Source organism: Caballeronia temeraria, from assembly GCF_001544795.2.
Taxonomy (GTDB): Bacteria; Pseudomonadota; Gammaproteobacteria; order Burkholderiales; family Burkholderiaceae; genus Caballeronia; species Caballeronia temeraria.
The window spans coordinates 186,605-211,410 of sequence record NZ_FCOI02000005.1; the positions used below are offsets into that span (position 1 = coordinate 186,605).

Sequence of the window (24,806 nt, forward strand, 5' to 3'; positions counted from 1 at the left end):
CGCACATGGACGCGATCTCCTATCAGCGCGCCGCCGACATCGGCGCGGCGCTCTCGGCTGCGAGCCAGCCGGGCACGATGTTCATCGGCGGCGGCACGAATCTGCTCGACCTGATGAAAGGCGGCGTCATGCGGCCGATGAAACTCGTCGACATCACGCACATCGATGGCCTGAACGGCATCACCGCCTTGCCTGATGGCGGCCTGCGCTTGGGCGCGCTCGTGCGCAACAGCGACGCCGCGAACCACGCGTGGGTGCGCGAGCGTTATCCGCTCCTGTCGCAGGCGCTGCTCGCGGGCGCATCGGCGCAATTGCGCAACATGGCGACCGTCGGCGGCAATCTGATGCAGCGCACGCGCTGCGCGTATTTCTACGACACCGGCTTTCCCCAGTGCAACAAGCGCACGCCGGGCAGCGGCTGCGCGGCCATCAACGGCAACAATCGCATGCACGCGATCCTCGGCGCGAGCCGTCAGTGCATCGCGACGAATCCGTCCGACATGAGCGTCGCGCTCGCGGCGCTCGATGCCGTCGTGCGCGTCACCGGCCCGAATGGCGAGCGGACGGTTCCGTTCGCGGAGTTTCATCGGCTGCCGGGCGACCGGCCGGAGCTCGACACGACGTTGCAGGCGGGCGAGCTGATCACGTCGGTCGATCTGCCGCCGCCGCTCTTCGCGGAGCATTCGAAGTATCTGAAGGTGCGCGACCGCGCGAGTTACGCGTTCGCGCTCGTGTCCGTCGCCGCTGCCTTGCAGATGGACGGCAACACCGTGAAGAGCGCGCGCATCGCATTGGGCGGCGTCGCGCACAAACCGTGGCGCGCGACCGCGGCCGAACGCGCGCTCGCCGGGCAATCGCTCGACAAGGCGACGCTGCAGTCCGCCGCCGCGCTCGCCGTGCAAGGCGCGCAGGCGCAGCGCGACAACGCGTTCAAGATCGCACTCGCGCAGCGCGCGATCGTGCGCGCGGTTCAACAGGCTGGAGGTGTCGCATGAGTGTCATCGGAAAACCGCTCGATCGCACCGATGGCGTGCTGAAGGTCACCGGCCAGGCGCGCTATTCGGCCGACAACACCGACGCGAAGCTCGCCCACGCGGTGCTCGTCACGAGCACGGTCGCGAGCGGCCGCATCGCGTCGATCGATACGAGCCGCGCGCAGTCGATGCCCGGCGTGCTGCTCGTCATGACGTATCAGAACGCGATGCGCCTGCCGAACAACGGCGTCCCCGACGCGCAGCCGCCCGCCGTGCGCAAGCTCACGCTGCTGCAAACCAACGAGGTGCGCTACAGCAATGAGCCGGTCGCGGTCGTCGTCGCGGATTCGCTGGAACATGCGCAGGGCGCGGCGCGTTACGTCGACGTGCGCTATGAAGCCGCGATGCCCAATGCCGATTTCGAACGCGCGAAGGCGTCCGCGTATCAGCCGGAAAAGATGATGGGACGCGCGATCACGACGAAGCGCGGCGACGTCGACGCCGGTCTGAAACAAGGCCCGACACGCCTCGACGCCGTCTACACGACGCCCTACGAACATCACAATCCGATGGAGCCGCACGCCACCGTCGCCCGCTGGGACGGCCCGAACCTCACGCTCTACGACGCGACGCAAGGCGTGTCGGGCGCGAGAAGCGCGGTCGCGAAGTTCTTCGGCATCGCCGATGACCACGTGCGCGTGATCTGCCCGTTCGTCGGCGGCGGCTTCGGCTGCAAGGGCTCGGTGTGGTCGCACGTCGTGCTGGCGGCGATGGCGTCGAAGCAGACCGGCCGGCCCGTGAAGCTCGTGCTCGAACGTCCGCAGATGTTCGGCATGATCGGCAACCGGCCGTACACCGAGCAGCGCATCCAGGTCAGCGCGCACGACGACGGCATCATGACCGGCATGCGACACGACGTCGTTTCGACGACATCGACGTTCGAGGACTGGACCGAAAGCTCCGCGATCGTCACGCGCATGCTCTACGCGGTGCCGAACCAGTCGACATCGCACAAGCTGGTGAAGCTCGATATCGGCACGCCGACGTTCATGCGCGCGCCCGGCGAGACGAGCGGCTCGTTCGCGCTCGAAACCGCGATGGACGAAATGGCGTATCAACTGAAGATGGACCCGCTCGCGTTCCGTCTGAAGAACTACGCGAACATGGAGCCGCAGGAAAAGAAGCCGTGGTCGGAAAAGTCGCTGATGGCGTGCTACAACCGCGGCGCGGAGAAGTTCGGCTGGTCGAAGCGCAACGCGACGCCGCGCTCGATGCGCCAAGGCAATACGCTCATCGGCTGGGGCGTCGGCACGGCGACGTATCCGGCGAACCGCAGCGAGGCATCGGCGATTGCGCGCATCCTGCCCGACGGCACCGCGATGGTCGCCTCCGGCACGCAGGATCTCGGCACCGGCACCTACACGATCATGACGCAGGTCGCAGCCGACGCACTCGGCTTTCCGCTCGATTACGTGCGTTTCGCGCTCGGCGATTCATCGTTGCCGAAGGCGCCGGTGTCGGGCGGCTCGCAATCGGCGGCGAGCGTGTCGCCGGCGGTGCGGGCGGCATCGACGCAGACGCGCGATCAGCTCATCGCGATGGCGCTTGCGGATCGCGGATCGCCCGTCAACGGGCTCTCGCGCGCGGACGTGACCGTGTCGAACGGCTGGGTCGTGAGCCTGTCGAATCCTGAGAGGCGCGATCCGGCGGCGGCGATCATCGCGCGCAACGGCGGCCGCGCGATCGAGGCCATCGCCACGACGCGCCCCGGCGACGAGAAAAAGCAGTACGCGTTTCACTCGTTCGGCGCGGTGTTCGCGGAAGTGCATGTCGATGCGGACCTCGGGATCATCCGCGTGCCGCGCATCGTCGGGGTGTACGACGTCGGCACGCTTTTCAACGAGAAAACCGCGCATAGCCAGTTGATGGGCGGCATCGTGTGGGGCGTCGGCTCGGCGCTCTTCGAAAAGAGCGAACTGGATGCGCGTTACGGCCGCTATACGAACGCGAATCTCGCGGAGTACCACGTTCCGGTGAACGCGGATATCGGCATGCTGGATATCTCGTTCATCGGCGAGCCCGATCCGCATATCAATCCGGACGGCGCGCGGGGCATCGGCGAAATCGGCATCACGGGCGTGGCGGGCGCGCTCGGCAACGCGGTCTATCACGCGACGGGCGTGCGGGTGCGCGATCTGCCGATTACGCTCGATAAAGTCTTGCCGCCGACGATGGCGTGAAGTAAGCATAAAGAAAGCGAAGCACGCGGCGATCGTCGTATCGCCGCGTGCTTTTTTTGTGCTTGCGGCGTGCTTCGATGCGCCGCACAATCCCGATTCGATCCCCACACGAGCACCCGCGATGACTTATTCGTCGAACGCAACCGGCATCCTGCTGGCGGCGGGTCTCGGCACCCGCTTCGACCCTTCCGGACTCCAGAACAAGCTGCTCGCCACGCTGCCGGGTGGAACGCCCGTCGTGTTCCAGTCGGCGCGCAGGCTGCTCGCCGTGTCCGCGGAAGTGATCGCGGTCGTGCGGCCCGGCGCCGAAAAGCTCGCCGATGTGCTCAACGAAGCCGGCTGCAATGTCATCTTCAGCGCCGACGCCGAGCGCGGCATGGGCGCGACGCTCGCCGCAGCCGTGCGGGCGACATCGGAAGCGGATGGCTGGCTCGTCACGCTGGGCGACATGCCGTGGATCGAGGCGTCGTCGTATGAAGCCGTCGCCCGTGCGCTCGATGGCGGCGAAGCGCTCGCCGCGCCGTTTTATCACGGCAAGCGGGGGCATCCGGTGGGCTTCGGACTCGTGCATCGCGAGGCGCTCGCCGCGCTCGACGGCGACGCAGGCGCGCGCGGCATCTTCACGACGCACAAGCCGTTCGCCGTCGCGGTCGACGATCCCAACGTGCTGCGCGATGTGGATTTGCCGAGCGATCTCGCACAGGCTTAAGCCGCGATCGCCACTGCATCCGCCGAATCCGCGGCATCGTTGCCGATCGGCAGATAGCGTCGGCTGACTTCGAGCAGCGTCGCGCCGAAACCCTTCTTCGCCCGGAAATCCGTCCGCGCGCTCGTCAGCACACGCGGCGACGCGCTCCATTCGATCCGCGCGCCGATCGCCATCAACGCCTCGACGAGCGCCACATCCTCGCTCGATTCCAGCGGCGCGAAGCCGCCCGCCTGCACATACGCTTTCGCCGACACGCCCAGATTCGCGCCATGAATATGCCGATGCCCGTCCGCATCGGTATAAGTGCGTCCGAAATGCTCGCGCACCGCGCCGATATGCGGCGACCAGTCACGCACGCCGATCACGCCGCACACCGCGTCCGCGCAGCAGTCGAGCTGGCGCACGAGCCAGTCGTCGGCGACGGTCGTATCTGCGTCGGTGAACGCGAGCCAGCGCGCGCCCAGCGCCAGCGCCCGCTCCGCGCCATGCGCCCGCGCGATGCCGACGTTGCGCGCGTCGATGCGCGATACCTCCGCGCCCAGCGCCCGCGCGATGCCGGCGGTGTCGTCGGTGCAACTGTCGGCCACCACGATCACGCACGCCGCCTCGCCGAGCAGTTGATGATGGTCCGCCGCGCGGCGCGCAGCCGTCACGCACGCTCCGATGTGCGCGGCTTCGTTGTGAGCAGGAATAACAATGGCAAGCATGGCGGCTCCGTGTGTGAGTGTGTCCGCAGGCAATCGAACGCCGCGATGGATGAATTTCAGCAATGACCGTTCCCATGAAACGGCGGGCCGCACAGCCGTATAAGGGCGGGATCATCTCTAAATAGTTGCTGAAGCGTCGCGGGAATCGCTAGAATCACTGTATGGATATACAGTACTTTTCCGATTCCGTTCGCCGATGAAAAGCGTCACCATCGATCCTTCGTTTGCTTCCTGGCGTACCGAAGCGCGCACTCTCCTCATGGAAGACGCGCGGCCGGAGCACGTGCTGTGGCTCGAAACCGATGCATCGGCAACCGTGTTCGGCTCCATCGATCCCTCGCACGGCCCGTCGGACCCGAACGCGAAAAAGCCGGTCAAGGTCGCGCGCGAATTTCTCTCCATGCTCGAAACGGCGGCGTGCTATCGCGCGCCGGACCGCTGGCCGTTTCTCTACAAGGCGCTCTGGCGCTGGACGCAGGGCGACCGCGCGATCGCATCGGCAGACGATGCGGACGGGCATCGGCTGCGGCGCATGATCGAATCGGTCGAAGCCGAGGAGCGCGAGATGCGCAAGGTGCTGCGCTTCCGGCATCGCGATTCGTCGCTCGGGCCGCCCGAGTTCATCAGCTGGTTCGAGCCGGTGCACGACGTGCTGGAACACGCCGCCATGCACTTCGCCACGCGCATGGGCAGCGCCACATGGATGATCGCCACGCCGCACGGCGCCGCGTTCTGGGACGGCGCGCTCCTGCGCGTGGACCGCACGAGCGAGCCGGAAGAAAAGCCGATGGATTTCGGCGACACCGCGATGAGCGGCGAGGCCGTGAGCGGCGACGCCATCGAGGCGCTCTGGCTCGCGTATTACGAGAGCACCTTCGTGGCGGCGCAGACGAACGCCGCCGAAGTGGCGTCGCATATGCCGGTGCGCTACTGGAAAAGCCCGGAGAACGCGCGCACCGATCCCGCGCTGATTTCCCGCGCCGATCCTTATTCGCGGCGCGACCGTCATCCGCGCAACGTGCCGCCCGAGATGGAAGTGGCCATCAACACGGATCTGGAGCCGATCAAGGGCACGATGCTGACCGAGCCGCCGTCGCTCGACGCGTGCAGGCGCTGCGCGCTCTGGCGCAACGCAACGCAGGCGGTGCCGGGCGTCGGTCCCGGCAATGCGCGCGTGATGCTCGTCGGCGAGCAGCCGGGCGATCAGGAAGACCGCGAGGGCAAGCCGTTCGTCGGTCAGGCGGGCAAGCTGCTCGACGAAGCGCTCGCCGAAGCGCAGATCGCGCGCGAATCGCTCTATCTGACCAACGCGGTGAAGCATTTCAAATGGGAAGCACAAGGCGACGAGCGCGCCCATCTCGCGCCCGCGCAGCGCGAACGCGAAGCCTGCCGCTACTGGCTCGATGAAGAGTTGAAACGCATCGCGCCGAAAGTCGTCGTCGCGCTCGGGGCGACGGCGCTGAAGGCGCTCACGGGGCATCGGACGGCGTTGTCGGAGTATCTCGGCAAGACCATCGAGCATAAGGGCCACATCGTCGTACCGACGTATCATCCGTCGTATCTGATGCGCCTGACCGACGACAAAGTGCGCGCGGAAGTCTTCGGGACGATCGTCGAGGCGCTCGTTTTCGCGCAGCAGATCGCGGACGGCACCGCGAGCATTCGCACGCCGCTCAAAGACCCGACGCGCTGAAATGCAACAGGACGAAACAGGGCGCAACAAGAAGAAAGCGCCGTCAACGTTCCTGTAAGCCGCGCGTTATACCGGTGTCGCGCCGCTTTGGCGCTCACCGATGGTCCCCGACGACAACTCATGGCCGCTCTCCCGCTCGAAGAACTCCGCCGTCAACAATCGCTCACCGCTCTCGTGCCGAAATCGGCCGGGCAGTTGAAGACCGAACGCGAGCGCATCACCGCGCGTCTGCAAGTGCTGCTCAATATCACCGTTGCCGTGGCGTTTGCGGGCGTCGCGCTCATCGCGTGGCTGCCGTTTTCGCCGGTGCCGCACGAATTCCGCTTCGGCGTGCAGGAAGTGCTCGGCGTCGCGGTGTTCGCGTCGTGCCTGTTCATCCTGCACGAGCGCGCCGAACTGCAACTCGGCCTGTACGACTACGAGCCCGTCGAGCAGACGACGCAAGGCGAATTGCGCGCGCTGCTGCATCGCGTGCCGGAAGGCGCGTCGTATCAGGAAGCGCTCGCCGCCGACCAGCGCACTTTCGTGACCGGAGAAGTCGACGGAATCCGCCGCCGCGCCGAAGCGTTCACGCCGAAGACGCTCCCCGCCGACGACGGCAACGCGGAAACCTGAGCGCATCGCTCGCCGCGCAAACCGCACCGAAGCCGCCGCCTCGCCATCGCGAGGCGGCGGCTTTTTACATCGGCGCTGAAAACTTCACGCCTTGACGAGCGCCGCCGCGCCTCCTTCAATACGTGACAGATGCCGCAACGGGTGCTCAAACTGTCACGATTCAGGGACGCAATCCCTGTCCACGGCGCGCGCTTTCAGGCGAGACGCGCGACACACGCACCAGGCATGGCGGGTGCTTGCCAAGCGCGCGGCCCCGCAGATTTGCGACGAATCGAACGAGGCCACGCCACTTGCAGGAGCCAAGATGCGAGCCAATCCCCTTTCCGCTTTGAGCGACGACCTCGCGAACACACTCGTCCCCGATGCGCCGAGCGCGTTTCCGTGCCCGGACCCCGCCGCGCCCGCCGCCGACAGCGCCCGGGCCGCCCAGCCCGATGCTTACGACGAACTCGCCGCATTCCACGGCATCGAGCGCGAGCGCCTGGTGCTGATTCATCCGGGCAGCCACCATGCCGCGCCGGCGTGGCCCGCGGAACGTTACGCCGATGTCGCCGACCAGCTCGCCGCCGATGGCTGGCAGATCGCGATCGTCGGCGATGCGCCCGATCCCGAGCGCACCGCCGGCGTCCTCGGCGCGATGCAGACGGCCGCGCTCTTTCTGGCGGGCGCGGTGACGCCCGACACGCTGCCGCGGCTGATCGCCAACGCGCGCCTGCTCGTGTCCGACGACGCCGAAGCGACTTCGCCCGTCGCCACCGCGCGCGCGGCCGGCACGCCGCATATCGTGCTGGAGGAGCATCCGCGCGACACCGGCAGCGATGCGATCGCCGCGCGCGCCCGCGCCGCGCTCTCGAACACCGGCGACGCGCATCCGGGCGAGCCGTTCACGCTGCACATGCCGGCGGCGCACGAATCGGCATAGACACGCTCCACCTTTCAGGGGACATCATGAAATTCGACATGCAGACCAGTCCCGTTCCGGATCCCGTCGCGGACCCGAACCGCGATCCGGAAGCCGATCCGCTCACGCCGCCCTCGCCGGGTCATCGGCCGGAGGAGCCGCAGCATCCCGACGCGCCGCCCGACAAGGACCCGATCCGGCGCTTCTGAAGCGCCGCGCCCCCGCGCCTCCATACGGGAATTCCCGCCCTACATCCGCCGCCGTGGCCTGCCGTAAAGCGGGCATGCGGCGGCATGCGTCGTCGCAAAACACAACGCAAAGGCAACGCTAAGAGGCGACGGGCGCAACATGAACAAAATGACGTTGAACAGAAAGCTCGGCTCGCTGATCGCCGTGCTGTGGATCGGTTTGATCGCAATCGGGGTCATCGGGGCGTGGCAGAACCGGACGTCGATGATCGACGACCGCAAGGAGCAGTTGAAGACGCTCGTCAACGAGGCGCACGCGGTCACCGCGCATTACGCGGCGCTCGCCGCGAACAAGACGCTCACCGAAGACGAAGCGAAAAAGCGCGCGCTGGAAGTGGTCGGCGCGATCCGCTACGGCACGGACGGCTATCTCTCCATCAACGATTCACGTCCGACGATGGTGATGCATCCGATCAAGCCCGCCATGAACGGCAAGGATCTGTCGAGCTATACCGATCCGGCGGGCAATCACCTGTTCGTCGATATCGTGAAGGCGGGCGATCAGACGGGCGGCGGTTTCGTCAGCTATCTGTGGCCGAAACCCGGCAGCGACAAGCCGGTCGGCAAGCTGTCCTACTCGCAGCGCTTCGCGCCGTGGGACTGGTATCTCGTCACCGGCATGTACATGGACGACGTGCAGAGCGCCTTCTACGCGAGCGCCCTGCGCTGGCTCGCGATCACGGCGGTGCTCGGCGGCATCGCGACGGCGGCGATGCTCATCGTGCTCTCCAGCATCAAACGCACTCTCGGCGGCGAGCTGGAACTGGCGGTCGGCGCGGCGCATCGCATCGCGCGCGGCGATCTGACGAGCAGCGTCGCGCTTCGTCCGAACGACACGACGAGCCTCCTGCACGCGCTCAACGTGATGCAGAGCGGTCTCGTCGAGACGGTTTCGCGCGTCCGTAGCGGCACCGACAACATCAACGTGGGCGCGTCGGAGATCGCGGCGGGCAACACCGATCTGTCGCAGCGCACGGAGGAACAGGCCGCGGCGCTGGTGCAGACCGCGTCGAGCATGGATCAGATGACCGCCAACGTGAAGAACAATGCGGAAAGCGCGGCGCAGGCGGCGCGTCTCGCCGAGCAGGCGGCGGACGTGGCGACGCGCGGCAGCGGCGTCGTGAACGACGTGATCGACACGATGACGCGTATCACCGCGAGCTCGCAGCAGATCGGCGACATCATCGGCGTGATCGACGGCATCGCGTTCCAGACCAACATCCTGGCGCTCAACGCGGCCGTCGAAGCGGCGCGCGCGGGCGAACAGGGACGCGGTTTCGCGGTCGTGGCCGCCGAAGTGCGCAGCCTCGCGCAGCGCTCGGCGACGGCGGCGAAGGAGATCAAGGCCCTCATCGAAACGTCGACGCAGACGGTCGAGCAAGGCGCGTCGCTCGTGACGAACGCGGGCGCGACGATGACCGAGATCGTGCAATCGGTGCGCCGCGTGAACGAGATTCTCGACGAGATCAGCCACGCGTCGCGCGAGCAGAGCGCGGGCATCGAACAGGTGAACCGCGCGGTCGTCGAGATGGATCAGGTGACCCAGCAGAACGCCGCGCTCGTCGAAGAAGCGGCCGCCGCCGCGCATTCGCTGAAAGATCAGGTGGATGTGCTGCGCGAGGCGATCGGGAGTTTCAGGCTGCCGGCGTGAGGTTTTCGATCACGCGAGGAATCGTTCGACGAGGCGCGCCCAATACGCCGCGCCGACCGGCAGATTCTTGTCGTTGAAGTCGTAATGCGGGTTGTGGACCATGCAGCCGTCCTCGCCCGCACCATTGCCGATGCGCAGGAACGAGCCCGGCCGTTCCTGCAGCATGAACGCGAAGTCTTCGCTGCCCATCAGCAGATCCGCGTGCGCGACGACCTTCTCTTCCCCCACCAGCTCGCGCGCGACCTGAATCGCGAAGTCGGTCTCCGCGTCCGAATTCACGACGACCGGATAGCCTTCCAGATACTTCACCGTCGCGCTCGCGCCGTAGCTCGCGGCCTGCGATTCCACCAGTTCCTTGATGCGGCGCCTGAGCAATTCGCGCACGCTCGGATCGAACGAGCGCACGGACAGTTCGAGCGTCGCGCGGCTCGGGATCACGTTGTTGACCGTTCCGGCGTGCATCGAGCCGACGGTGACGACGGCCGGCTGCGCCGGATCGACGTTGCGCGCGACGATCGTCTGCAGCGCCATCACGATGCTCGCCGTCACGACGACCGGATCGACCGACAGATGCGGCCGCGCCGCGTGCCCGCCCACGCCTTCGATCACGATCGACACCTGATCGCCCGCCGCCATGAACGGCCCCTTGCGGAACAGGAACGTGCCGGGCTGCGCGCCGGGATGGTTGTGCACGCCGAACACGGCATCGCAATGAAAGCGCTCGAAAAGCCCCTCTTCGATCATTTTCTGCGCGCCGCTCGGCACGCCGTGCTCTTCCGCCGGCTGAAAATACAGATGCACCGCGCCGTTGAAGCGGCGCGTGCGCGCGAGATGGCGCGCGGCGCCGAGGAGCATCGTCGTGTGACCGTCGTGGCCGCACGCGTGCATCTTGCCGTGCGTCTCGCTCGCGTAGGGCTTGCCGGTCTGCTCGATGATCGGCAGCGCGTCCATGTCGGCGCGCAGGCCGATGCTCTTCGTGCCGTCGCCCGCTTTCAACGTGCCGACGACGCCCGTGCCGCCGACGCCGCGCGTCACCGTCCAGCCCCACGCTTGCAGCCGTTCGGCGACGAGCGCCGCCGTACGCGTCTCCTCGTAGGAAAGCTCCGGATGACGATGAATATCGTGGCGAATTTCGCGCAGCGACGGCGCGTCGTCGGAGAGATCGGCGATGACGGTGAACTGTTGGTCGGACGAGGTCGTCATGGAAAAGCCCTTGCTGAAAGACGGAAAACGGCGCACATGATCCTCCACATGCGCCGCGCTTGCCAGTTTTTGCGCGAGATTTTTTCGATCGCGGCGCGCCGGTCGTGAAATTTCGACCGGAATCAGCGCAGAAACCGGTCGATGACGTCGGCAAGTCTCGCGAAAGCCGGCGCGATATCCTCGTCCGGCACGCACGCATAGCCGATCAGCAAGCCCGGTTCCGCGTCCAGCCGATGCGCGTAGTACCCCGACAGCGGCCGCACGACGATGTTCTCCGCGAGCGCGGCGGCAGCGAGCGCGCGATCATCGACGTGACGGGGCAGTTTCAGCACGAGATGCAGCCCGGCATCGCCGCCGGCGATGGAAAGCGTGTCGCCGTAGCGCTCGTCGATGGTCGCGAGCATCACGTCGCGGCGCTGTCCGTAGAGCGCGCGCATGCGCCGGATGTGCGACGTGAAATGGCCCTGCTCGATGAACTCCGCGAGCACCGCCTGCTGCAATAGCTGGCCTTCCCGATACAGCTCGGCGCTCGCCGTGGCGAAGCTCTCCGCGAGCGCCTCCGGCACGACGACATAACCGATGCGCAGCCCCGGAAACAGCGTCTTGGCGAAGCTGCCGACGTAGATCACCTGCCCCGCCGTATCCATGCCTTGCAGCGACGCGAGCGGCCGGCTGCCGTAGCGGAATTCGCTGTCGTAATCGTCCTCGACGATCCAGCAGCGATGCTGCCGCGCGTATTCGAGCAGCATGCGGCGGCGCGCGAGGCTCATCACCATGCCGAGCGGATATTGATGCGACGGCGTGACGAGCATCAGCTTCGGCGGCACGGCGAGATCGGCGGGCGTCGGCGCGATCCCTTCTGCATCGACGGAAATCGCCTTCAGATCGAGCCCCGACACCTGCAACACGCTGCGCACGCCCCAGTAGCACGGATCTTCGGTCCAGATCGTGTCGCCCGAATCGGCGAGCAGGCGCGCGGCGAGATCGATGGACTGATGGATGCCCGTCGTCACGACGATCTGTTCCGGCGTGCAGCGCACCGAGCGCGACGTGCGCAGATAGTGCGCGAGCGCGTGGCGCAAACCCGCGTGGCCGCCGCCGGGCGCGTAGGTGAGCAGATCGGGCAGCGGCTTGCGCCAGTATTTCGCCTGCAGCCGGTTCCACACGCGCGACGGGAACCGCGACACATCCGGCACGCCCGGCATGAACGCGCCGCCCTGACGCTTCGACACGCCCGCGCCCGAAATCAGCCGTGCGCCGCGCGTGGAGAGCGTCGAGTGCGGGTGGGAGGGCGCCGGGATTGCGGGCGGTGCGTCGTCGAACACGATTTCATCGGGCGTGCTGTCCGCGACGAAGGTGCCGCGCCCCGTCGCCGACGACACGTAGCCTTCGAGCGCCAGTTGCTCGTAGACCTGCGTCACCGTGTTGCGCCCGACGCCCAGCTCGGCGGCGAGCAAGCGCGACGACGGCACTTTCGCGCCCGCCGCGAGCTCGCGCGTGAAGATGGCCTGCTGAAGCAGCCGATGCAATTGCCGGTAGATCGGCTGGCCGTTCGCGCGATCGATGCGCTGCGCCAGCCAGTCCGACAGCACGCTTGCGCGCGTCGACATCGAATTGGCTCCTATAGATTTATTGAAATGGCTCTGAACTTGAGGGCCAAATCTTACTATAGTCGTCTTTAAATTCAGTCGGCCGATGCGGCCATCAACGATCAAGGAGATTTCCGTGAGCACGACCCTCAAGAACGCCGATCTGCAAGCCCGCAAGAATGCCGCGACGCCGCGAGGCGTCGGCGTGATGTGCGATTTCTACGCGGCGCGCGCCGAGAACGCGGAACTGTGGGACGTGGAAGGCCGCCGTTTCATCGACTTCGCGGCGGGCATCGCGGTGTGCAACACGGGGCATCGTCATCCGAAGATCGTCGAGGCGATTCGCGCGCAGCTCGACTGCTTCACGCACACGGCGTATCAGATCGTGCCGTATGAGTCGTACGTGTCGCTTGCCGAAAAGATCAGCGCGCGCGCGCCGGGATCGCATGCGAAGAAGACGGCCTTTTTCACGACGGGCGCGGAAGCCGTCGAGAACGCGGTGAAGATCGCGCGCGCCGCGACGGGCCGGCCGGGCGTGATTGCGTTCACGGGTGGCTTTCATGGCCGCACGCTGATGGGCATGGCGCTGACGGGCAAGGTCGCGCCGTACAAGATCGGTTTCGGGCCGTTCCCGTCGGACGTGTATCACGCGCCGTTCCCGAATGCGCTGCACGGCGTGTCGGTGGCGGATTCGCTGCGCGCGATCGAGCATCTTTTCAAGGCCGATATCGAAGCGACGCGCGTCGCCGCGATCATCTTCGAACCGGTGCAGGGCGAAGGCGGTTTCGTTCCGGCGCCTGCGGATTTCGTGCGCGGCCTGCGCAAGATTTGCGACGAGCACGGCATTCTGCTGATCGCGGATGAAGTGCAGACGGGCTTTGCGCGCACCGGCAAGCTGTTCGCGATGGAGCATCACGGCGTCGTGCCGGATCTGATGACGATCGCGAAGTCGCTTGCGGGCGGCATGCCGTTGTCGGGTGTCGTCGGACGCGCGGAGATCATGGATGCGGCGGCGCCCGGCGGGCTCGGCGGCACGTATGCGGGCAATCCTTTGGCGGTGGCGGCGGCGCACGCGGTGCTCGATATCATCGACGATGAAAAGCTCTGCGAGCGCGCGAACGTGCTTGGGGACAAGCTCAAGGCGAAGCTCGATGGGCTCAAGGGCGATGTGCCGCAGATTGCGGACGTGCGCGGGCCTGGCGCGATGATCGCCGTCGAGTTCTGCAAGCCCGGTTCGCAGGATGCGGATGCGGCTTTTGCTAAACGCGTGCAGACGCTTGCGTTGGAGCGTGGTTTGCTACTGCTCGTGTGTGGGGTGTATTCGAACGTGGTTCGGTTCCTGTTTCCTCTCACCATTCAGGATCAGGTTTTTGATGAGGCTTTGGGTATTCTCGAAGATGTCTTGACGGAGACTGTTGGCGTCGCGGTCTGAGTTTTTTTTCGCTTTTTTCGCTTTTCGCGGGGCGGGGTTTGGTGGGTTTGCTTTTGTCGCCGGATCCCGTTTTCGTTTTGGTCTATTGGCACTGCCCCTATGCGGGGCGGCAGTCACTTTCTTTGCTGCTGCAAAGAAAGTAACCAAAGAAAGCAGCTTTTAAGGCCCGCGGTCACACGTAGTTTGGGTAGTTCTCTCGTTCAAGGCGGCACTCGCCTAAAGAGTGCCCTCGAAGGACTAACCGGGCTTGGATCGCGCACGGTCTGACTAGCTAGTCTTTTTAGGGCGCTGGTTCAGCACGAAAGAGTTCCGGCACAGCGCTGCGCGCTGCCGCCGGGTCCACGAGGGAAACCAACCTGACGCATGTGCGGTGCGATGCAAGTGTTAGTAGAGAAGCACGCGCATCCCCGATTGACCGGTCGGCCGCGAAGCGGGCCGGAGCTATTTGGTGCTGAACCAGTTTGTTATGTGGTGCGAAGCGACAAACCGTGCGCGAGCCAAGCCGGATGGGGCCTATGAGGGCACTCTTTAGGCGAGTGCCACCGAGGACGAGAGAACTACTCAAACTACGTGTGACCGCGGGCCTGAAAAGCTGCTTTCTTTGGTTACTTTCTTTGCAGCAGCAAAGAAAGTGACTGCCGCCCCGCACAGGGGCAGTGCTAATAGACCAAAAGCAAACCGGGATCCGGCGAAAAAAAAGCACCGCCGACCAAAAAACCCCGAAGCAACACAAAAGGACACACAGAACATGAAAGATCAATTGAAAGACCCGACGCTCTTGCGTCACGACGCCTACATCGACGGTGAATGGCAACAAGCCGACAGCGGTGAAACGTTTGAAGTCGTGAACCCGGCAACGGGCGAATCCCTCGGCAGAGTCCCCAAGATGGGCGCAACCGAAACGCGCCGAGCGATCGATGCCGCCAACGCCGCCTGGCCCGCCTGGCGCAAGAAAACGGCGAAGGAACGCGCGATCATCCTGCGCCGCTGGTTCGACCTGATGATGGCGAACGCCGACGATCTCGCGCTCATCCTCACCACCGAGCAAGGCAAGCCGCTCGCCGAAGCAAAAGGCGAGATCACGTATGCCGCCTCCTTCATCGAATGGTTCGCGGAAGAAAGCAAACGCGTCGCCGGCGATACGCTCGCGACACCCGCCGCCGACAAACGCATCGTCGTGACAAAAGAACCGATCGGCGTCTGCGCCGCCATCACGCCGTGGAATTTCCCCGCCGCGATGATCACGCGCAAAGTCGGACCGGCACTCGCCGCCGGCTGCCCGATCGTCGTGAAGCCCGCTGAAGCAACGCCCTTCTCCGCCTTCGCGCTCGCCGTGCTCGCGGAGCGCGCCGGCCTGCCGAAAGGCGCGCTCAGCGTCCTCACCGGCGACCCGAAAGCGATCGGCGGCGAAATGACGGGCAATCCGGTCGTGCGCAAGCTGTCGTTCACTGGCTCGACGGCAGTTGGCCGTCTGCTGATGGCGCAAAGCGCGCCGACGGTCAAAAAGGTGACGCTGGAACTCGGCGGCAATGCACCGTTCATCGTGTTCGACGACGCCGATCTCGACGCCGCCGTGGAAGGCGCGATTGCATCGAAATATCGCAACAGCGGACAAACCTGCGTGTGCACGAACCGCTTCTACGTGCACGAGCGCGTCTACGATGCCTTCGCCCAAAAGCTCTCCGCGGCAGCAGGCAAGCTCAAAGTCGGGCGCGGCACGGAAAACGGCGTGGCGCTTGGGCCGCTCATCAACGAAGCGGCCGTGCAGAAAGTGGAAGCGCATATCGAAGACGCGCTCGCGAAAGGCGCCGCGCTCGCTTCGGGCGGCAAGCGCCACGCGCTCGGGCACGGCTTCTTCGAGCCGACCGTGCTGACGGGCGTCACGCCCGACATGAAAGTCGCGAAGGAAGAGACCTTCGGCCCGCTCGCGCCGATCTTCAAATTCTCATCCGACGATGAAGTCGTGCAACTCGCCAACGACACCGAGTTCGGTCTCGCCGCCTACTTCTATAGCCGTGACATCGGCCGCATCTGGCGCGTGGCCGAAGCACTCGAGTACGGCATGGTCGGCATCAACACCGGGCTGATTTCGAACGAAGTGGCGCCGTTCGGCGGCGTGAAGCAATCGGGCCTCGGGCGCGAAGGCTCGCACTACGGCATCGACGATTACGTCGTCATCAAGTATCTCTGCATGGCGGTCTGATCGCGCCTCGGCCACGCGATGTGAAAAAGCCTCGGCACTCCAAACGCCGAGGCTTTTTGCCGTGCGGTCGAGTCACGCGTCATCCAGCGCAGGCTATGCGTCGAACCGGTAGAATCGGCCCCATATCCGGCTCGGGCGCGCGCCGCCCAATTTCTCGCCGCTTCTTCCGATCCCTCCAGGAGCGCTATGCGACGCTCGGCATTCTTTCTCCGCTTCATCGGCATCGGCATTCTGTTTCACATCTATGTGGGCGTGCGGCTCATCCCCGACGCGCCGGTCGGACTGCCGCTCAAAGTCATCGCGGCCGCGTGGCTCGCGGTATCGGTCATCGTGATTCCGCTCGGCATGGCCGCCCGGCAGATCGAACCGCAATCGCTCGCGGATCGCCTCGCATGGTGCGGACTCACAGCGCTCGGCTTCTTCTCGTCGCTGTTGTTGCTGACCTTCGCGCGCGACGTGATGCTGTTCTTCGTGCATCTGGCCGACTGGCTGCGCGGTGCGCCCATCGGCTCGCCGGTGCTCGTCGCCTATAGCGCGCTCGTCGTGCCGCTGCTCGCCGTGCTGTTCTCCGCGATCGGTTTCTACAACGCGCGGCGGCGCGCGCCGGTCGTGAGCGTGGATGTGCCCATCGATAATCTGCCCGCCGCGCTCGACGGTTTCACGATCGCGCAGATCAGCGACATCCACGTCGGCCCGACGATCAAGCGTCACTATGTGGAACGCATCGTGGCGGCCGTGAACGGGCTCGAACCGGACCTGATCGCCGTGACAGGCGATGTCGTCGACGGCACTGTGCCCAATCTCGCCGATCACACGCGCCCGCTCGCGGGCCTCAGCGCGCGGCATGGCGCGTTCGTCGTCACCGGAAATCACGAGTATTACTCGGGCGCCGACAAGTGGATCGCCGAATTCCGGCGCCTCGGCCTGACCGTCCTGCTCAATCAGCATGTGGTGCTGGATCACGACGGCGCGCAGGCCGTGGTCGCGGGCGTCACGGACTACGGCGCGGGCAGTTTCGATCCGGCGCACCGCAGCGATCCCGCGAAGGCGATCAGCGGCGCACCCGAGCATGCCACGGTGCGCGTGCTGCTCGCGCACCAGCCGCGTAGCGCGACGGCGGCCGCTGAAGCAGGCTTCACGCTTCAGCTTTCGGGACATACGCACGGCGGCCAGTTCCTGCCGTGGAATTTCTTCGTGCGACTGCAACAGCCTTTCGTTGCCGGCCTCGTGAAATTCAACGGGCTCTGGGTCTATACGAGCCGGGGCACCGGCTATTGGGGCCCGCCCAAGCGGCTGGGCGCGCCGTCCGAAATCACGCTCGTTCGACTCGTTGCTTCGACGGCGGCGTGAGCGATCCAAGCGAAAAAAGACGCGCGGTGCGGATGCACCGCGCGTCGAGCGCTCGGGGATAAGCGCAGCGCCCGATCCCGGGGAAGAACGGGCGCTCTCGACCTGGCAGGCGGGGCCCCGCCAGCGAGTGGATTAAAAATAAGGGAACCGCGAATCCCGAACCACTAGAAATTTCCGAAAGCGAAGCGCGCGTTCAACTCTTCCTCGGCGACGCCTTCTCCTGCCGATTCGCGAGATCCACCCGGACAATCGTGCCGCTTCTGAGCGCGGCCGCCTGGCGGGCGTCTTGCGCGCGCACTTCGATCGGCAGGTTGCTGGCATCCTTGAGCATGACGATGCCCGTCGCCGCATCGACGCTCGTCACCTGTACGACGAAGCGCTTGTCGCCAGGAATCGCATCCTGAAGCGTTGCGTGCCGGACCGGAGTCAGCGTGACAGGCTGCAGCGCCGTGCTCTTGATACGTGTGCCGAGTGGCAGCTTGTCGAGATCGTGCATGCCGGCGCTCACATTCAATCGAGTCTCGGCGCCCTGCGCATCGGCGATCGTGACGCGATGCGCGTCGTGATCGACTGCCTTCACCTCGCCGATGACCTGCACGACCATTTTCCCTTCGATGTGCGGAGCGGCACGTTCCGCCATCGCGCATTCACTTCCCAGCGCGAGCAGCGAGGCTGCAAGGATCAGCCCCCTCGTTCTCAGTTTCATAGTTTTCTCCATTGGTATCGGACATGGGCGCCCACGTCCTGAAACCGATTGTGCCCGTCGAGTTTTATATAGCACTGCCAAATTTTGTATCAAAACGCTTGCAACCCATGCGGCATTTTGAGCCGATGCTACGTCTTCGGCATCGCCGCCGGCGGCGTCGAATAGACGCTCCTGTGCGGGGCCGTGCCCTCCCGCGGCCAGTCGGAGCGCGCATCGAAGAACCATTCCGCGCGCTCGCGCCCCTTGCGGATCAGCGCGTGGATCAGCGCCGGATTGCGGTCGAGCTTCGATGCATAGTCGAGCGGGCCGGGATAATCCCGCGCATCCAGATGCATCTCCACGACGCGAACCTTGATCGGCTTGTAGCGTTGCGCGAGCGACTCGTCGGCGGCGAGCAACGCGTTCACGCGCGTCGTGAAATACAGCTCCTGCCCGAGCGCCAGATTGCCGGATAGCTCGTTACGACGATCGATGATCTCGTTCGACGATTCGGGCAACTCGCGCCGATATTGCGGATTGATCTGCACGACCCAGATTTCGTCGGGCCGGAGGTCGAGCGCGAAGTCGGTGAACTCGCGCACGGGCGGATTGCTGCTGAAGAGGCCGTCCCAGCACATGCGGCCATCGGCCGCGACCGCGCGATACAGCGGCGGCACCGCAGCCGACGCAACCAGTTGATCCTGATCGAGCTTGTCGCCGGGAAAGATCACGCGATCGCCCGTGCGCACATCGGTTGCGCCGACGAGCAGCGTGGGCTTCGCGCGAACTTGCGGATCGCTCGGCAGCGACGCGAAGGGCAGATGTTTGCCGAGCAGTTCGCGCAGGCGTTCTTCGGCGATCGGCGGGTACAGATACGGGCTGATTTCCGCATTGATGGGCAAGCGCGCGTACCACGTGCCGACCGCGTTGGCGACGATATCCGGCCCCTCGCGCGCTTCCAGGTCCTTCCAGAACCCGGCGAGCCGCCGCCGCGCGTCGGGCGGGCCGCCGAGCAGCAATCCGGCCCAGGCGAGCGCGCTGCACATCGCGCCGCCGGACGTCCCGGACAATGCGACGAGCTCGAAGCGGTTGATGAACTCGCCGCCCAAAAGCCGGTCGAGCACACCCGCGGCGAACGCCGCATGGCTGCCGCCGCCCTGACACGCGATCGCTACTTTCGGAATGACCGCCATCGCCGCACCTCTCGCATCCGTCGATATCGGACGTACGGTACAGGATAGGCGACGCGCGCCGCTATGCCAGCGCCGCCAGCACCTGCTGCGTCGAACGAATGCGGCCGATGCGCGGAAAGATGTAGCGGCAGGTCGATTCGTGCGTGTCGGCGTTGAGATCGCTCATCGCGTCCTCGACGAACACCTGCTGATAGCCGCGCTCGTGCGCGCCGCGCGCGGTCGAGTCCACGCCGATGGCCGTCGCGATGCCGCCCAGCACGATCGTGCCGATGCCGCGCCGGCGCAGATGCGAGTCGAGATCCGTGTTGTAGAACGCGCCCCACTGCCGCTTCGTGACGACGATATCCGACGCCTGCACGCCCAGCTCGGCGCACAACTCGCTCCAGCCCGCCGGCTCCGGCGCTTCCTGTGCCTGCCCCGCGTCAGTGATCGGACGCAGCCCGCCGGGACCGTTCGGAAAGGCCACCTTGACGAGCACGACCGGCGCGCCGAGCGCGCGGAAACGGTCGGCGAGCGCACGCGCGTTGGCGAGCACGCTGGCGGCATCGTGAGGCTGCACGGGCAAGGCGGCGATGCCTGCCTGCAAATCGATCAGCACAAGCGCGGTCTTCGCGGCATCGAGTTTGAGTTCGGGTGCGTTCATGGCGAATCGGAAAAATGGATGGATGACTGCGCGATGTCAGGCTTCGTCGTGCAGGAAGTCGAGCGCCGCGCCGTTCATGCAATAGCGCAGACCGGTGGGCTTCGGACCGTCGTCGAACACATGGCCGAGATGTCCGCCGCAGCGCCGGCAATGCACTTCGTTGCGCATGTGGCCGGTCGCGTCCGCATGCATCGCGACGGCGCCGTCGACTGGTTTCCAGAAGCTCGGCCAGCCGGTGCCGCTGTCGAATTTCGTCGCCGATGAAAACAGCGCGAGTCCGCACCCGGCGCACGCATAGGTGCCGTTGCGCTGTTCCTTGAGCAGCGGGCTCGCGAACGGCGGCTCCGTGCCGCCGCGCCTGAGCACGCGGAATTGCTCCGGCGATAAACGCCGGCGCCAGTCGGCGCTGCTGTGATCGATCTCGTACGCTCGGGCAGGCGCCGATGCCCCTGTGCCGCCGGCGAAGGCCGCTGCCATCACACCGAAAAAGTTGCGCTTCGTGCGTCTCATGATCTTCATCCGATGAACGCCCTCATGCCTGTGCCCGCACGCGCAGCCGCCGCGCTACGATTTGACCCGGTAACCGGTCTTGAAGATCCACGCGACGATCGCGATGAATACCGCAAGAAACACCAGCGTCATGCCGAAACTCACGCCGACGTGCACATCGGCGAGTCCGTAAAAGCTCCACCGGAATCCGCTGATCAGATAGACCACCGGATTGAACAGCGCGACGGTCTTCCAGAACGGCGGCAGGATATTGATCGAATAAAAGCTGCCGCCGAGAAACGTGAGCGGCGTGACGATCAAAAGCGGAATGATCTGCAGTTTCTCGAACCCGTCCGCCCAGATGCCGATGATGAACCCGAGCAGGCTGAACGTCACTGACGTAAGCAGCAGAAACACGATCATCCAGAACGGGTGATCGATTCTGAGCGGCACGAATAATCGCGCGGTCAGGAGAATGATGAGGCCGAGGATGACGGATTTGGTCGCGGCGGCGCCCACGTAGCTCACGACGAGCTCGAAGTACGACACCGGGGCGGACAGCAATTCGTAGATCGTCCCGGTGAACTTCGGGAAATAGATGCCGAAAGACGCATTGGCGATGCTTTGCGTGAGCAGCGACAACATCACGAGGCCGGGCACGATGAACGCGCCGTAGCTGATGCCGTCGACTTGCGGAATGCGCGAGCCGATGGCCGCCCCGAACACCACGAAGTAAAGCGACGTGGAAATGACCGGCGACACGATGCTCTGCATCAGCGTGCGTCCGGCGCGCGCCATCTCGAAACGGTAGATCGCGCGAACGGCGTATAGATTCATTTGGCTTCCCTGACGAGGCTCACGAAAATGTCTTCGAGCGAGCTTTGCGTCGTTTGCAGATCCTTGAAACGCACGCCGGCTTCGTCCACATGACGCAGCAGCGCGATGATGCGGCCCGGCTCGTCGTGCGCGTCATACGTATACGTGAGCTCGCTGCCGTCCGCCGAGCGCGTGAGGCCGTAGGGCTGAAGCTGCGCCGGAACTTCGGCGAGCGGATGCTCCAGTTGCAGCGTGAGCTTCTTCTGCCCGAGCTTGCGCATCAGCTCGTGCTTTTCCTCGACGAGCACGATTTCCCCGCGATTGATGACGCCGATGCGATCGGCCATCTCCTCCGCTTCCTCGATGTAGTGCGTCGTCAGGATGATGGTCACGCCGTTGCGCTGCAGTTCGCGCACGAGGTCCCACATGTCGCGGCGCAGTTCGACGTCGACGCCCGCGGTGGGCTCGTCGAGAAAGAGAATGTCGGGTTCGTGCGCGAGCGCCTTCGCGATCAGCACGCGCCGCTTCATGCCGCCCGAGAGCGTCATGATCTTGTTGTCCTTCTTCGCCCAGAGCGAGAGGGATTTGAGCACCTTCTCGATGTGCGCCGGATTCTTCGGCCGCCCGAAAAGCCCGCGGCTGAACGACACGGTCGCCCAGACGGTCTCGAACGCGTCGGTGGTGAGTTCCTGCGGCACGAGGCCGATCATCGCGCGCGCGGCGCGGTAGTCCGTGACGATATCGTGACCCGCGACGGTCACTGTCCCCTCGCTCGGATTCACGATGCCGCAGACGGTGCTGATGAGCGTGGTCTTGCCCGCCCCGTTCGGGCCGAGCAGCGCAAAAATTTCGCCGCGGCGGATTTCCAGGTTCACGTCCCGGAGCGCGCGAAAGCCCGACCCGTAGGTCTTCGACAGATTGGATACGGTGATGATGGTTGGCATGGCGTGGACGATAGCAGATACGGCGCGATCCGGCTTGGACGAAGGGGGTCGGCCATTCGGCTAATTTTGGGCGCGTGCGCCAGTGCCTAAAATGGACTTCCCCGAAAGGAGCCGACATCATGCTGTTCGAACAGATTCAGACCTCGTGCCTCAACGACGCCGACCTGCCGTGGGTGCCGTTCACGCCGTACAGCGAGCGCGTGCTCGTCAAGTATTTCAAGCTCGATCCGGTGCGCGGCGAGGTCATCGCGCTCATGAAGGCGCCGGCGAAAGGCCAGATGCCGCGCCATCGTCATACGGGAACCGTGATCGTCTATACGGTGCAGGGACGCTGGAAATACCGCGAGCACGACTGGATCGCGGAGCCGGGCAGCATCGTGTACGAGACGGCCGGTTCGAGCCACACGCCCGAGGCGCTGCCGCCCGATGCGGGGGGTGCGGACATCGTCACGCTCAATATCATTCAGGGCGAACTGCTGTTCGTGAACGACAGCGGCCAGGTGCTCGCCGCCGAAAGCTGGCAAAGCGGCTGGGACCGTTATTCTGCCTTTTGTCATGCAAACGGCATCGTCGCCCGGGATTTGACGGCTTTCGGGTAAACCGCCGCGGCCATTTCCGCTGGTTAGAATCGATGCCTGGACGCGCCTTGCGCGCTTTCGACCATTTCCGGTTTGCCGGCCGCACGGGCCGGCGCAGATCTAGGAGGAGCAAAAGCATGAAGATTCAGACCGTCGGCATCGTCGGCGCGGGAACCATGGGCAACGGCATCGCGCAGGTTGCGGCCGTCGCGGGCTTCAAGGTCATCATGATCGACGTCACCGACGCCGCGCTCGCGAAGGGCATCGCCTCGCTCACGGGCAGCCTCGAGCGGCTCGTGTCGAAGGACAAGCTCGCGGCATCGGCGCGCGACGCAGCCCTGACGCGCATCGAAACGTCGACCGACTACGGGCGTCTCGGAGACGCCGACATCGTGATCGAAGCCGCGACCGAGAACGCCGAGCTCAAGAACCGCATCCTGAAGCAGATCGAGGGCGCCGCGCGCGCCGATGCGATCATCGCGTCGAACACGTCGTCGATCTCGATCACCGCGCTCGCCGCGACCCTCGCCACGCCGGAACGCTTCATCGGCATGCACTTCTTCAATCCGGTGCCGCTGCTGCAACTCGTCGAGGTGATCCGCGGCGTGCAGACGAGCGATGAAACCGCCGCCGCCGTGCGCGAACTCACGGAGAAGCTCGACAAATCGCCGATCGGCGTACGCAATTCGCCGGGCTTCGTCGTCAACCGCATTCTGGTGCCGATGATCAACGAAGCGTTCTACGTGCTGTACGAAGGCGTGGCGAGCGCGGAGGAAATCGACGCGGGCATGAAGCTCGGTGCGAACCACCCGATCGGACCGCTCGCGCTGGCCGACCTGATCGGGCTCGACGTGTGTCTCTCGGTGATGGACGTGTTCCTCAAGGACTTCGGCGATTCGAAGTACCGCGCCTGCCCGCTGTTGCGCGAGCTCGTCTCGGCGGGACGGCTCGGGCGCAAGACGAAGCGCGGCGTGTATCAGTACGACTGAGCCCGGCTAGGCCGCATCGAAATCGAGGACCGGTCCGGCGGGCACGATGCCCGTCGGATTGATCGTCCGATGGCTCTCGTAGTAGTGCCGTTTGATGTGCTCGAAGTTCACCGTCGCGGCGACGCCCGGCATGCGGTAGATCTCGCGCGCGAACCTCGACAGATGCGGATAGTCCGCGATGCGCCGCAAATTGCATTTGAAGTGGCCGACATACACGGCGTCGAAACGCACGAGCGTCGTGAAGAGGCGGATGTCGGCTTCGGTGAATCGGTCGCCCGTGAGATAGCGGCGCGTGCCGAGGCGCGCTTCGAGAAAGTCGAGCGTGTCGAAGAGCGGCGTCACCGCTTCCTCGTAGGCGGGTTGCGTCGTCGCGAAGCCCGCCTTGTAGACGCCGTTGTTGACCGTGTCGTAAATGCGCGCGTTGAGCGCGTCGATTTCCTCGCGCAACTCGGGCGGATAGTAATCGCCCGGTTTCGCGCCGAGGCCGTCGAACGCGGAATTCAGCATGCGAATGATTTCCGACGACTCGTTGTTCACGATCGTCCCGCGCTGCTTGTCCCACAGAATCGGCACCGTCACGCGGCCGGTGTAATGCGGATCGGCCGCCGTATACACCTGATGCAGAAGGCGCGCGCCGTTGATCGTATCGGGCACGACGCCTGGAGCATCGTCGAACGTCCAGCCGTTTTCGAGCATCAGCCAGTTCACGACCGACACATCGATCATCCCTTCCAGCCCCTTCAACGCGCGCATGATGAGCGTGCGATGCGCCCACGGACACGCGAGACTCACATACAGGTGATAGCGCCCCGCCTCGGCCTTGAAGCCGCTTGCGCCGTCCGCCGTCACCCAGTTGCGAAACGCGGCGTCCTTGCGCACGAAGCGCCCGCCCGTGGACGACGTGTCGTACCACTTGTCCTGCCATTTTCCGTCGACGAGAAGTCCCATTTCCAT

23 protein-coding genes are annotated in these 24,806 nt (G+C 65.2%); 13 read left to right on the top strand and 10 right to left on the bottom strand.

Features of this window, described 5'->3' with window-relative positions; all coding sequences use genetic code 11:
• Nucleotides 1–5 precede the first annotated feature (5 nt).
• From AWB76_RS10125 to AWB76_RS10135, 3 genes are all read left to right on the top strand, one after another.
• Nucleotides 6–995: an FAD binding domain-containing protein gene (locus AWB76_RS10125; RefSeq protein WP_061160012.1), complete on the top strand. Its 990-nt coding sequence runs from the start codon at nucleotides 6–8 to the stop codon at nucleotides 993–995.
• Nucleotides 992–3,214: a xanthine dehydrogenase family protein molybdopterin-binding subunit gene (locus AWB76_RS10130; protein ID WP_061160013.1), complete on the top strand. Its 2,223-nt coding sequence runs from the start codon at nucleotides 992–994 to the stop codon at nucleotides 3,212–3,214. Before AWB76_RS10125 ends, AWB76_RS10130 begins: the two co-directional genes overlap by 4 nt.
• 121 nt (nucleotides 3,215–3,335) lie before the next feature.
• A complete protein-coding gene (locus AWB76_RS10135; protein WP_061160014.1) occupies nucleotides 3,336–3,923 on the top strand; it encodes a nucleotidyltransferase family protein in 588 nt (195 codons plus the stop codon).
• Here AWB76_RS10135 and AWB76_RS10140 read toward each other — a convergent pair.
• Nucleotides 3,920–4,630: a glycosyltransferase family 2 protein gene (locus AWB76_RS10140; protein ID WP_061160015.1), complete on the bottom strand. Its 711-nt coding sequence runs from the start codon at nucleotides 4,628–4,630 to the stop codon at nucleotides 3,920–3,922. The genes AWB76_RS10135 and AWB76_RS10140 overlap by 4 nt on opposite strands.
• A gap of 196 nt (nucleotides 4,631–4,826) precedes the next feature.
• On the opposite strand from AWB76_RS10140, the gene AWB76_RS10145 reads away from it, so the two are divergent.
• From AWB76_RS10145 to AWB76_RS10160, 5 genes are all read left to right on the top strand, one after another.
• On the top strand, nucleotides 4,827–6,323 hold the full coding sequence (locus tag AWB76_RS10145; RefSeq protein ID WP_061160016.1) for a UdgX family uracil-DNA binding protein: 1,497 nt from the start codon (nucleotides 4,827–4,829) through the stop codon (nucleotides 6,321–6,323).
• 120 nt (nucleotides 6,324–6,443) lie between these two features.
• Nucleotides 6,444–6,938: a hypothetical protein gene (locus AWB76_RS10150; protein WP_061160017.1), complete on the top strand. Its 495-nt coding sequence runs from the start codon at nucleotides 6,444–6,446 to the stop codon at nucleotides 6,936–6,938.
• 304 nt (nucleotides 6,939–7,242) lie between these two features.
• Nucleotides 7,243–7,860: a glycosyltransferase family 9 protein gene (locus AWB76_RS10155; protein WP_061160018.1), complete on the top strand. Its 618-nt coding sequence runs from the start codon at nucleotides 7,243–7,245 to the stop codon at nucleotides 7,858–7,860.
• A gap of 26 nt (nucleotides 7,861–7,886) precedes the next feature.
• A complete protein-coding gene (locus tag AWB76_RS41555) occupies nucleotides 7,887–8,048 on the top strand; it encodes a hypothetical protein (protein WP_167357744.1) in 162 nt (53 codons plus the stop codon).
• Between the two features lie 148 nt (nucleotides 8,049–8,196).
• The gene (locus AWB76_RS10160; protein WP_061160176.1) at nucleotides 8,197–9,738 is read left to right on the top strand and encodes a methyl-accepting chemotaxis protein; all 1,542 of its coding nucleotides are present in this window, start codon (nucleotides 8,197–8,199) and stop codon (nucleotides 9,736–9,738) included.
• 9 nt (nucleotides 9,739–9,747) lie between these two features.
• On the opposite strand, the gene AWB76_RS10165 is transcribed toward AWB76_RS10160, so the two are convergent.
• Both AWB76_RS10165 and pdxR read right to left on the bottom strand, forming a co-directional pair.
• Nucleotides 9,748–10,941 (bottom strand): M20 aminoacylase family protein, encoded by a 1,194-nt coding sequence (locus AWB76_RS10165; RefSeq protein ID WP_061160177.1) that lies wholly within the window; start codon nucleotides 10,939–10,941, stop codon nucleotides 9,748–9,750.
• 122 nt (nucleotides 10,942–11,063) lie between these two features.
• Nucleotides 11,064–12,551: a MocR-like pyridoxine biosynthesis transcription factor PdxR gene (gene pdxR / locus AWB76_RS10170; RefSeq protein WP_061160019.1), complete on the bottom strand. Its 1,488-nt coding sequence runs from the start codon at nucleotides 12,549–12,551 to the stop codon at nucleotides 11,064–11,066.
• Nucleotides 12,552–12,636: 85 nt separating this feature from the next.
• Here pdxR and gabT point away from each other — a divergent pair, with 85 nt between their 5' ends.
• The 3 genes from gabT to AWB76_RS10185 all read left to right on the top strand — a co-directional run bounded on the left by gabT (nucleotide 12,637) and on the right by AWB76_RS10185 (nucleotide 17,515).
• Entirely contained in the window at nucleotides 12,637–13,962 is a 1,326-nt protein-coding gene (gene gabT, locus AWB76_RS10175) for a 4-aminobutyrate--2-oxoglutarate transaminase (RefSeq protein ID WP_061160020.1), read from the top strand.
• A 748-nt stretch (nucleotides 13,963–14,710) separates the two neighbouring features.
• Entirely contained in the window at nucleotides 14,711–16,165 is a 1,455-nt protein-coding gene (locus tag AWB76_RS10180; RefSeq protein WP_061160021.1) for an NAD-dependent succinate-semialdehyde dehydrogenase, read from the top strand.
• A 186-nt stretch (nucleotides 16,166–16,351) separates the two neighbouring features.
• Nucleotides 16,352–17,515, top strand: coding sequence for a metallophosphoesterase (locus tag AWB76_RS10185; RefSeq protein WP_061160022.1), 1,164 nt, complete (start codon nucleotides 16,352–16,354; stop codon nucleotides 17,513–17,515).
• A 193-nt stretch (nucleotides 17,516–17,708) separates the two neighbouring features.
• Here the strand turns inward: AWB76_RS10185 and AWB76_RS10190 are convergent, their stop codons facing one another.
• The 6 genes from AWB76_RS10190 to AWB76_RS10215 form a co-directional block, all read right to left on the bottom strand.
• A complete protein-coding gene (locus AWB76_RS10190) occupies nucleotides 17,709–18,221 on the bottom strand; it encodes a hypothetical protein (RefSeq protein ID WP_157696090.1) in 513 nt (170 codons plus the stop codon).
• 128 nt (nucleotides 18,222–18,349) lie between these two features.
• Nucleotides 18,350–19,393: a patatin-like phospholipase family protein gene (locus AWB76_RS10195; RefSeq protein WP_061160024.1), complete on the bottom strand. Its 1,044-nt coding sequence runs from the start codon at nucleotides 19,391–19,393 to the stop codon at nucleotides 18,350–18,352.
• Between the two features lie 61 nt (nucleotides 19,394–19,454).
• A complete protein-coding gene (locus AWB76_RS10200; RefSeq protein WP_061160025.1) occupies nucleotides 19,455–20,036 on the bottom strand; it encodes a hydrolase in 582 nt (193 codons plus the stop codon).
• A 36-nt stretch (nucleotides 20,037–20,072) separates the two neighbouring features.
• Nucleotides 20,073–20,555, bottom strand: a complete 483-nt coding sequence (gene msrB, locus AWB76_RS10205; protein ID WP_061160026.1) for a peptide-methionine (R)-S-oxide reductase MsrB — start codon at nucleotides 20,553–20,555, stop codon at nucleotides 20,073–20,075.
• 45 nt (nucleotides 20,556–20,600) lie between these two features.
• Entirely contained in the window at nucleotides 20,601–21,362 is a 762-nt protein-coding gene (locus tag AWB76_RS10210) for an ABC transporter permease (protein WP_061160027.1), read from the bottom strand.
• Entirely contained in the window at nucleotides 21,359–22,285 is a 927-nt protein-coding gene (locus tag AWB76_RS10215) for an ABC transporter ATP-binding protein (protein ID WP_061160028.1), read from the bottom strand. The genes AWB76_RS10210 and AWB76_RS10215 overlap by 4 nt, the downstream gene beginning before the upstream one ends.
• A 119-nt stretch (nucleotides 22,286–22,404) precedes the next feature.
• Here AWB76_RS10215 and AWB76_RS10220 point away from each other — a divergent pair, with 119 nt between their 5' ends.
• Nucleotides 22,405–22,884: a 2,4'-dihydroxyacetophenone dioxygenase family protein gene (locus AWB76_RS10220; protein ID WP_061160029.1), complete on the top strand. Its 480-nt coding sequence runs from the start codon at nucleotides 22,405–22,407 to the stop codon at nucleotides 22,882–22,884.
• A 32-nt stretch (nucleotides 22,885–22,916) separates the two neighbouring features.
• The gene (locus AWB76_RS10225) at nucleotides 22,917–23,852 is read left to right on the top strand and encodes a 3-hydroxybutyryl-CoA dehydrogenase (RefSeq protein ID WP_279616398.1); all 936 of its coding nucleotides are present in this window, start codon (nucleotides 22,917–22,919) and stop codon (nucleotides 23,850–23,852) included.
• A 6-nt stretch (nucleotides 23,853–23,858) separates the two neighbouring features.
• On the opposite strand, the gene AWB76_RS10230 is transcribed toward AWB76_RS10225, so the two are convergent.
• Nucleotides 23,859–24,800 (bottom strand): glutathione S-transferase family protein, encoded by a 942-nt coding sequence (locus AWB76_RS10230; protein WP_061160178.1) that lies wholly within the window; start codon nucleotides 24,798–24,800, stop codon nucleotides 23,859–23,861.
• Nucleotides 24,801–24,806: the final 6 nt, after the last annotated feature.